Genomic DNA, 7,534 nt, shown 5'->3' with positions numbered 1-7,534 from the left:
ATCCGCGAGCTACTTTCAGTATTGAATGAGAAAAATACAAGAACAGGTGGCGAAAAACGATTCGTTTTTCGCCACCTGTTCTATTTTAGGGACTTATTGGACAGCCCCTTCTGTTTTATCCTGCATCTGTAACATATCCGTCAGGGCTGATTGAAATATTCCAGATTGATCCGATTTTCTTCACATTGATCAGGAGGCCATCTTGGTGATAAAGCTCTGAACGTACAGGTTTTTCATATTCAATTACAATTGTGCCTTCCTTTTTACCAGTGAGATGGGCAGTGAATAGATTTGTCGCATCTCTTGTAATCTCTGCAATCTGTTCATAGTCTTTTGTCACAATTTTATGCATGCCTATATCATTTGCTGACCCTTGATTATACGTCGCTGAAAGCTCTTCTCTTAACGATTTTACGTCATAGAAAAAATGCGTTTTTTTCGTGGTTGCTTCAATTCCATAGCGCGATTCCTTGCCGCTCTCGAAACGAATTGTGGCAATGTATTGGCCGGGCTTGTCGATGTTGATGCAGACATTCACATAATCACATGTTTGAAACGCTATATTGTTGGACAGCTTCTTCCCGTCCATCGTCTCAAGCGAAATGTTTTGGGCGATTTCCCTTTCGGTGGACATTCCTTTTGTCTCAGAATTGATGTACGGAGTGTCAAGTTGTACTGCCGTTGGCAAATAATCATTTGTTTCTTCGAGCGTCAGCTTCAATTCACCATTTTCTTTTTTTACATGCACATAATATTTTTTGTAGTTGTCCGCTTCAAAGAAATGCCGATCGGCTACGATGAATGTACCCGTTCCTTCTTTTTTAGGAATGAATTGAATTTTATCGTCTCGATAGCCTTTTTTTCCTTCCACTAAAACAGCATCAAATAGTTCTGGATTCAACTCTTTCTGCATAGCAAAAAAACGTTCCCAGCCTAAGTCACCTGCGCTCAGCGTTACGACATTCGACGGTTTTGCCTCTTCTGTCGTTTTAATCATCTTTGCTGCTTGACCTCTTGTTATCGGGAGATTTGGGCTAAATGTATTAGGTGTTGTCCCTGTCGTAATGCCAAGATGGTAGATGATTAAAATATTTTCATAATGAGATGAATTATGCTTCCAGCCGATATCTTTGAACGGGTTATCTCCATATTGGCGTGGCAAATCAAATGCCTTTACTAAAATGGAAGCCATTTGACTACGTTTAATCGGATCATTCGGACCGTATCGTCCGTCCGCATAACCTCCAATAATTCCTTCCTGCGCCATTGCGGCAATTGCCTTATAATAGCCATTTTCTTTTGATACGTCTTTAAAACCGGGATCTTTAACATTATCCATATCTAATTTGATCATCTTTGCAATAATAGCGGCTGCTTGACCTCTCGTGATGGAATTCCCTGGCTTAAAAGTGCCATCGGGATAGCCTCCAATAATATGGCGTTCCGCTAATTCATTCACAGCATCAGCGAAGTGTTTCGTAGGCGGTACGTCTTTAAATAATTGTTTACTTTCCGCATTGGCGGATAAAGGGAGGCTGCATGAAAGCAATAGTGTTCCAACTAATGCCATTACTTTTTTCTTCAAATTGAATCCTTCCTTTCTATTTTTACAAATACAGTTGTTATAGAATAGCAACCTACAGACGGAGATATTCGGAAAAAGTTTCAAAAATGTTTTCGGAAATCTTGGATAGTAAATGAATCATAATTGAGGTACTTATGTAGGGGGAGGGCAGTTGTTGCATGAACAATGCAGTTTGTTCAATAAATATGTTTTTTGTTAGAGCAGTATAGGGAGGCACTAATTATTTAGCGGCCGATTGATTTTTCAATCGGCTTTTAAATACAAGATACGAGTAAGTAAAAAAGCCATCCCCCGTCTGTAAAGCGAATAGATTAGTTAAAATCTTTGAAACAGGGGATGATTACTAATGTGGGAACATGTCTTTTATTTAGCGATTTCAAGCATTCAATAAAGTCTACTAGTGAATCTAAATATAATCAGATTATAAGGATGGTTTAATATACCGTTTCAAATGCCGCGCAGTAACAGACGATTCTACATCCAATAGGCCCTGTGGCGGACCGCTGTATAAAATATGGCCGCCGTTCAAGCCTGCGCCCGGACCAACGTCTATCATCCAATCCGCATTGGTCATCATCGTTAAATTATGTTCAACTAAAATAACTGTATTCTTTTCATCGATGAGCTGTTCGAATCTGTCGAGCAACGTAGGAATGTCATCTTCATGCAAGCCGGTCGTCGGCTCGTCAAAAATGAATATGTGTTCCGTTACTTTGTCCGTTAAATACTTGCTCAGTTTTACACGTTGAATTTCTCCGCCTGAAAGTGTGTCGAGCGATTGTCCGAGTGTCATATAACCGAGTCCAGTAGCAGCGATTGTGTGTAAATGATGTGTAATGTTTTCGTCATGGTCAAAGAAGCGATCTGCTTCATCGACGGTGAGCGCCAACACATCTGCTATTGAATAGCCTTTGACGGTTGCTTTTAGAACTTCTGGTTTGTAGCGTGTGCCGTGGCACACTTCACAAGCTTGTGAGAAGTCGGGCATGAACGCTAGTTCCACTTTGAGGTAGCCTTTGCCGCCGCAATTCGGACATGCACCTTCAGAATTATAGCTGAATAAGCTTTTCTTCATGCCGGTTTTCTTGCTGAAGAAGCTGCGGATGTCATCGAAAATATCCATATACGTCAGCAGATTGGATCGATTTGAGGCGTGCACCGGTTTTTGGTCGATAAAAATCGTCTTCTCACGGTGTTCGAAACCAGCTTGAATGAGAGAGCTTTTTCCGGAGCCTGCAACGCCTGTCACGACAGACAATGCGTGTTTTGGAAAGCTTACAGAAACGTCCTGTAAATTGTTCCTACTGATGTTTTTTAGCTGTATGAATTGATTCGGTTGTCGAACATCGGTCTTGAAATGGTGTTCGCGTCTTAGTGCGTGGCCTGTCGCAGTATCCGATATCAGTAATTCCTTATAACTTCCCGTGAAAGTAATATTTCCCCCGTTTTTCCCAGCACCCGGGCCGATATCGATAATATGGTCTGCAATTTTGATGACATCCGGGTCGTGTTCGACGATGAGGACGGTATTTCCTTTATCGCGTATGGCGCACATAATGTCATTGATTTTTTCAATATCTTCGGGATGCAATCCGACGCTCGGTTCATCGATAATGTAAATGAGATCGGTCAACGGGCTGTTCAGGTGTCGAATCAGTTTGATGCGCTGTGATTCTCCTCCTGATAGAGTCGGCGTTTCACGATCAAGCGTTAAATATTGCAGTCCAATATAGTTCATTGCTTCAAGTTGTGCACGTAACGGCTTCATAATAATCTCTGCTGTGTCGTCTTTAATTTGATCTAAAAAAGACAGCGCTTTTTCGATTGGCAATGCTGTGAAATCCGCGATGCTTAAGCCGTTAATTTTGCAGCGGAGCACATTTTCGTTCAGTCGTTTTCCGTTGCAGGACGGGCATCGGCGTGAAGTGACAACGCGCTCAATATCTTTTATGAAACGGTTTTTTTCAAAGTTGTTCTGCAGTAAGAAGGAACGTCTGAATCTGTGAATGAGCCCTTCAAATTCAGCTGTTTTCGGCCATTCTGCAGGCGGGTTTTTTAGTTTTACAGGTTCGGTATATAAGAAAGTGTCCATTTCCTCTTTTGTATAGTCTTTTAGTTTTTTGTCGTTATCGAAAAGCCCGCTATATAGATAGCGTTTGCCACGCCAGCTTGTCGGTGCAAAGGACGGGAAATTGATAGCGCCCTCGTTCAATGATTTATCGAAATCGATTAATTCGTTTATATCGATATCATCTACATAGCCGAGCCCTTCGCAAATGGGGCACATGCCAGTTGGATTGTTGAATGAAAAGACATCGGAATATCCGACGAAAGGTTTCCCGATGCGCGACCAAAGCAGGCGGACGGACGCATAAATATCTGAAATTGTGCCAACTGTTGATCGTGAATTGCCCCCGAGTCGTTTTTGGTTAATAATCATTGCTACAGATAGATTCTCAATATGATCAACATTCGGTTTCGCGTAATGGGTCAGCTGATGCTGGATATAGCTTGAATAGGTTTCGTTGAGCAAGCGTTCCGACTCTGCTGCAATCGTATTAAACACAAGCGAGGATTTTCCAGATCCGGAGCGCCCAGTGAACACAGTTAATTGGTGTTTAGGAATTGCCACGTCTATATTCTTTAAATTATTTTGGTTTGCACCGTAAATTCGTATGTCTGACATCGTTAATCGCCCCAAGTTGTCATTTTTATTGTTATGTTCTCCATCTTACCGTATTTATAATTGCTTGTGAAAAATACCGAAGCTGATCACGCCGAAATGAAAACTTTTCATGAAGAAGTAAGAACAAGCGTTAGACAAAGTGACGATCTTCGCTAAATCGATCAACCAAGGGGAACGGAAGCATAAAATAGTAGCCATGAAAGAATAATTCAAAAAATTATAGATTCAAGTGATTTACATAGAGGTGGCTGTAGCATATTATTAAATAGAACGGTCGTTCAAATTATGTTGCTACACGATTGTTCTAAACAAGGAAGGTGTCATTTTTGAATAAAAGACGGTATGACAGTGAATACGCGAAACATGAAATTATGGAAAAAGCGTCTATATTATTTTCGCAGAAGGGCTATAATCAAACATCCGTCGGCGATATTTCCAAAGCATCCGGCTATAGTAAAGGGCATATTTACTATCATTTTCAAAACAAAGAAAAGCTGTTTGTTCGATTGGCCCAAAATACGATAAACGGGTGGCACAGCAAATGGCTGCAACAAGAATCTGCTTACTCCTCTGCAACAAAAAAATTATATGGAATGGCAATACATGTGCTTTACAACTATCAAACTCCCTTATTGAAAGCGGGCCAGGAGCTTGCAGCCAATCCGAATTCGAGTCCGGAATCTGTGAAGGAATTACACAATTTGGCGGTCATTCCGATGGGGTCGTACCGTGCAATTTTACAAGAAGGCGTAGACAGGGGGGAATTTATAGCAGGGGATATTGAGACGTGGACGGTATTGTTAGGCACATGGCTTGGCGGCTTATGCCAGCTTACAAATCATCAAGACCTAAGCATGCTTGAGCCTCTATTTAAGGAAGCAATTGAAATCTTTTTGAAGTCAATTACAAAAGGGGGAACTGAAAATGAGAGTGGGGTTAGTGGGTGATATCTTAACAGAAGGGCGACCGGGTGTGTCCTTTGCAAAAATTCTTCAGGAGTATTATCCGCATATTACTTTCGATAATCTTGGCAAACCGGGTGAAACCATAAAGAGTTTACATGAACGCCTAATCAAAACACCGATTGCTTTCGACTATGATCTCATATTTCTTTGGATTGGAGTGAATGATGTATATTCCAAGTTGTTGAGCGTTCAGGCTCAGCCTGTTACAAAGGACCTTGATGAGTTTCGAGAGGTCTTTCAAAAAGTAGTGGAAATTGTCCTTCACTTTGCTAAACAAGTAGTAATCGTTTCACCGGCATTTGCAGGAGAGAATGTAAACAGTACACCAAATAGTGATCTTAAGGATTTACACGAAACCATTCAATCCATCTCAAGCAATTATCCGCAAGTACACTTGTTAGATCTATACACTTTATTCAAGAAACATCTTGGTCAAGTCAAGGGTTCGGGCTACTTGAATACGAACGTTTTGAGAGTGATGGTTGATACCCTATTTTATAAGAATCCTAAACGCATTGATCGACTGTCAATGAAGAGGGGTCTTCACTTCACATTGGACGGCATTCATTTTAATAGCAAGGGTGCTAAGTTGGTGGCAGAAGAATACGCAAAGATGATCGATCGCCTTTCATAAAAGCAAACGAAATTACATTTTAGGGAAACGGCCGAGGGTGCTTCGCGGGAATGGATGACATCGAAAGTGCCTTCACTTCCATCACTGTAGCTAACGTACTGGATAGGAAACGATTGAGCATTTGATTGTATAATACAAGTATACTTCCATTTTGATTGCAATTTCTATTGTATATTTAATGTATAACAGACTCTATTCAAGCGCATGGTTTGACCTAACTTGAATAGAGCCTTCATTAAGCATTCAGCTCCCCGAAATCTTTCATTGCATTATTAATTTTCATTTGTATTTCTTCACTGGTCGTTTGTAGATTTTCTGTGATTTCACTTACTTTTAATACTTCCTCAGTTATGTTATCCACGTTTTGATTAATGTTTTTAATTGCCTTCTCGACATTGTTAGAGAGCTTACGAACTTCATCCGCTACTACCGCAAATCCACGTCCGTGTTCGCCCGCTCTTGCTGCCTCGATAGTAGCATTTAACGCTAATAAATTCGTCTGTGAGGAAATGTAATTGATTGTCTTCGAGATTTCGCTAATATGTTTAATTTGTTCACGTAGCGATTCAAGGGCTTGCATATTTTCTTGAGAGCGGGTAACAACTGCATCTCCTAATTCAATTGACATTTCGTTTAGCTCGGATACAATTTTTTTACTTTTATGTTCTCGCATTGTAATATCCGTTGCGATTTTAAGAACGGCGTTCACTTTGCCATCTTCATAGATTGGGATATAAGTTGCCTCGAGCCATAGAAGCTCTCCTGTTTTTCCAATGCGTTGGATTTTCTCTTGGAATTTCACTCCACGACGAAGATTATCCCATAACTTGGCATAATCGTTACTCCTTCTATATTCCTTTGTACAAAATTGTTTATGATGCAAATTGTTCATTTCACTTACTTTATAACCTAAAGTATTTGCGAAAATTTCATTTACCCAAATGACGTCCCCGTTTAAATTAAATTCGATCATTGCTAGATTAGACTCTAAGGCAGATAAAACTGCAATTTCATCTAAAACTTGAGAACTTTTGTATGTATGTGTAGCTGACAATATGGACCCTCCAAACGATTTAAAAAGAAAGCGTTACAAAATAATAGGGGCGTTAAAGCGTATATAACAAACGAGAAAAAGCTGTATGAACATAACTTGATGCATCCTCTATGTACATTTACTTAAGCAACTGGCTGATATGCTCTAATTCGATTTAAGAAGGAGCATGTTGAATACCATCTGACGATTTTAAATTTTACACATTAAAGCTATATAAAAAATAATTTTAATCCCCTAAATGCGATAATAAATACTCGTTTATTACAGTACCATAAAATAGGACTTTTTTGTAACATCTAATTATAATATAGGTCTTTTGTATGTCTAATTCTATTTTTGTATTAGTGAATATTGTAATGAAAATATTGAGATTGTTGTTCTGACAATACTTGTTTTAATGAATTATAGATGAGTAGGATATGTAATATGAATCGTATTACAATGTTTAAACAGGAAAATTGTTTTGTCTTTTTACAATCTGATACTATTTCTACATAATAAAAAGGTTCTAAATCAAATGTTGGGGTGATGTGATTTGCACGTCACCCTTTTACTTAGATACCGCTGAGTAATGTTGATTTGCGCTACAGGGCGGACGCTTTCCGCCGGC

5 protein-coding genes and 1 pseudogene are annotated in these 7,534 nt (G+C 39.6%); 2 read left to right on the top strand and 4 right to left on the bottom strand.

Annotation, left to right across the window (positions count from 1 at the left end; translation table 11 throughout):
• Positions 1–115: 115 nt before the first annotated feature.
• Positions 116–1,585: an S-layer homology domain-containing protein gene (locus WFH04_RS17710; RefSeq protein ID WP_336825585.1), complete on the bottom strand. Its 1,470-nt coding sequence runs from the start codon at positions 1,583–1,585 to the stop codon at positions 116–118.
• A gap of 421 nt (positions 1,586–2,006) precedes the next feature.
• On the bottom strand, positions 2,007–4,271 hold the full coding sequence (locus WFH04_RS17705; RefSeq protein WP_336825583.1) for an ATP-binding cassette domain-containing protein: 2,265 nt from the start codon (positions 4,269–4,271) through the stop codon (positions 2,007–2,009).
• Positions 4,272–4,597: 326 nt separating this feature from the next.
• Here WFH04_RS17705 and WFH04_RS17700 point away from each other — a divergent pair, with 326 nt between their 5' ends.
• Positions 4,598–5,218, top strand: a complete 621-nt coding sequence (locus tag WFH04_RS17700; protein WP_336825582.1) for a TetR/AcrR family transcriptional regulator — start codon at positions 4,598–4,600, stop codon at positions 5,216–5,218.
• Positions 5,196–5,870 (top strand): SGNH/GDSL hydrolase family protein, encoded by a 675-nt coding sequence (locus WFH04_RS17695; RefSeq protein WP_336825580.1) that lies wholly within the window; start codon positions 5,196–5,198, stop codon positions 5,868–5,870. The genes WFH04_RS17700 and WFH04_RS17695 overlap by 23 nt, the downstream gene beginning before the upstream one ends.
• 235 nt (positions 5,871–6,105) lie before the next feature.
• Here WFH04_RS17695 and WFH04_RS18400 read toward each other — a convergent pair whose 3' ends face one another.
• The gene (locus WFH04_RS18400) at positions 6,106–6,450 is read right to left on the bottom strand and encodes a methyl-accepting chemotaxis protein (protein WP_408020201.1); all 345 of its coding nucleotides are present in this window, start codon (positions 6,448–6,450) and stop codon (positions 6,106–6,108) included.
• 93 nt (positions 6,451–6,543) lie between these two features.
• Positions 6,544–6,924, bottom strand: a pseudogene (locus WFH04_RS18395) (PAS domain S-box protein); the annotation flags it as partial.
• Positions 6,925–7,534 lie beyond the last annotated feature (610 nt).

It is taken from the genome of Sporosarcina sp. USHLN248 (assembly GCF_037144575.1).
GTDB classification, from domain to species: domain Bacteria; phylum Bacillota; class Bacilli; order Bacillales_A; family Planococcaceae; genus Sporosarcina; species Sporosarcina contaminans.
Note: the sequence above shows the minus strand (reverse complement) of the source record. Positions and strands in the feature narration are given on the sequence as shown.